General features: G+C 41.8%; 1 rRNA gene and 2 pseudogenes. All 3 read left to right on the top strand.

Going from position 1 to position 2,005, the window contains the following annotated elements:
* Nucleotides 1-197, top strand: a pseudogene (locus tag L1D55_RS27075) (IS5/IS1182 family transposase); the annotation flags it as partial.
* Between the two features lie 55 nt (nucleotides 198-252).
* Nucleotides 253-1,263, top strand: a pseudogene (locus L1D55_RS27080) (HD-GYP domain-containing protein); the annotation flags it as partial.
* A gap of 533 nt (nucleotides 1,264-1,796) precedes the next feature.
* Nucleotides 1,797-2,005: ribosomal RNA gene (locus L1D55_RS27085) — 16S ribosomal RNA — on the top strand; the annotation flags it as partial.

Genomic DNA, 2,005 nt, shown 5'->3' on the forward strand with positions numbered 1-2,005 from the left:
GTATGTATTGGAAAGAGCGGTATGGATACCACAAGCGTTCACTCTCAGAAACAGCGATGTATCGAGTTAAACAGTTGCTAGGAGGGAAACTGAGCTTAAGAAATTACAATGCCCAGGTGGGTGAAACTTACGCGATGATAAAAGCGTTGAACAAGCTTACTAGGTTAGGTATGCCTAAAACTTGTCGTATTGACTAAGAAATACGCGAAACGGGTTGGCTCTATATCTAAATTTAATTACGCAACACAGCCTCTTGAAGCTGAGAAAATGTGGAAAGAAAAGCATGATCGCATTGAAACTTTAAGTTCTTACCGACGCAGAGTGAGTAATTGTGAGAAAGAGTTCGAGCGTTCACTTGCTCGAATGCGTTCAGTCATGACCAAAATTCGCAATCGTCCTTTAGATGCGGTAGGGGAGGTGCAATCCCTCGTTGATGATATTGTCGAAACATTAGTATGTGATGATAACGTCACACTCCACCTAATGAATGGTAAGGCTGACTTTGAAGATATCTACTTCCACACATTAAATGTTGCTGTTGTTGCCATGATGATCGGAAAAGCTAAAGGCTACAGCACTCAACAATTGAAAGAGCTATCTTTTGCTGCGTTATTCCATGACGTGGGCAAAATCAAAATACCTGTCGCTATATTAAGAAAGCAGAGCGCATTGACGGTGCCAGAAGAGAACTATTTAAAGCTCCATACTAAGTATGGCGCGGATATCGTTTCTGCAATAGAGGGTTTTCCTGAAACAGCTAAAAAGGTAATTGCTCAGCATCATGAGATGAATGATGGTTCTGGTTACCCAGAAGGCTTGAAAGAAGAAGAGATTGATGAGTTTGCCAAGATAGTGGCGGTGGCCAATGCATTCGATAACTTGTGCCATGGTAAAACACAGTCACCGCCAATGATCCCTTACTTATCGCTTTCCCACTTATATAAGAACTGCAAACACCTATATAGCCAAGACAACTTAAGTCTATTGKTTAAATTCATGGGAGTGTACCCGCCAGGAACAGTGGTCCAGCTCTCTAATGATTCAATTGGTATTGTGATTTCGGTAAATGCTAAGCATATGCTTTATCCTAATGTGCTGACCTATGACCCTAGCGTGCCAAGAACACAAGCTCCGGTAATCGACCTGCTTGCTAAAGATATAAAGATAGTTAATGCGGTTAATCCCAACAAACTGCCTGAACAAGTGAGAGAGTATCTAAATCCAAGGTCTCGATTGTCTTACTTCTTTGATAGTGGTGAGTAGTTATCCACAGGGTGTTGTGAGTAATTTGTTCGAAAGTTGGGCTTAAAGTGGTACAAATAAGCCCTTGGTTGAAATGTCTTCGTTTAACCTCTTTTTTCAATAAAAAATGCATTTAATGCTTGCCAATATGAGCGGCGTCTCTATAATGCCGCCTCACTGACACGGCAGACGCCACAAGGCTCCAGCGAAGAATGTTAGTAAAGGCAACTAGCTTTGAGTGATAATTCACTCCTACTTTTAGAAAGTAGAAATTAATTCCAAATAAGTGTTTGACACTGAGAATTAAGTCGCTAGAATGGCCGCCTCTTACGAAGTGACGCAAGTCACAATGAAGAGAAGCTCTTTAACAATTTAAACCTATCAATCTGTGTGGGCACTCGTTGATGAATATCAAAAAATGAAACTTCGGTTTCAACTTGATTTCAATGAACTGAGTGACCAATTCGAATCGCAAGATTCGGCACAGTCAATTCACAGTCACTATTCGTAAGAATAGGGAATGTAATCAGTATTCATTGAGTCGACAAAATCTTAAATTGAAGAGTTTGATCATGGCTCAGATTGAACGCTGGCGGCAGGCCTAACACATGCAAGTCGAGCGGAAACGAGTTATCTGAACCTTCGGGGAACGATAACGGCGTCGAGCGGCGGACGGGTGAGTAATGCCTAGGAAATTGCCTTGATGTGGGGGATAACCATTGGAAACGATGGCTAATACCGCATAATGCCTACGGGCCAAAGA

This window comes from Vibrio sp. Isolate22, assembly GCF_022398115.1.
In the GTDB taxonomy this organism is placed as follows: domain Bacteria; phylum Pseudomonadota; class Gammaproteobacteria; order Enterobacterales; family Vibrionaceae; genus Vibrio.